This window comes from Psychromonas aquatilis (assembly GCF_038155185.1).
In the GTDB taxonomy this organism is placed as follows: Bacteria; Pseudomonadota; Gammaproteobacteria; order Enterobacterales; family Psychromonadaceae; genus Psychromonas; species Psychromonas aquatilis.
Window position 1 is genome coordinate 1 of record NZ_JBAKAZ010000280.1, and the last position, 227, is coordinate 227.

A 227-nucleotide genomic window follows, 5' to 3' on the forward strand; every position below is an offset into this window, starting at 1 on the left:
ACCCGGAACGCAGAATCGAATTGGTTATTGGTGTTAGTTATCAAGCTGATTTAAAGCAAGTGAAACTAATACTAGAAACTGTTGTCGTAGGCAATGAATATGTTTTAAAGTACCCGAAAGCTACGATTGCAGTCTCTGAACTGGCGAGTTCAAGAGTTAATTTTGTAGTACGTCCTTGGGTGAATACCGTTCATAGTTGGCGTGCTCGTTGCGCATTAATAGAGGCG

Annotated in this window: 1 pseudogene; it reads left to right on the forward strand. The window is 41.4% G+C overall.

What is annotated here, in order from left to right:
* A pseudogene (locus V6256_RS15565) lies at positions 1-227 on the forward strand (mechanosensitive ion channel family protein); the annotation flags it as partial.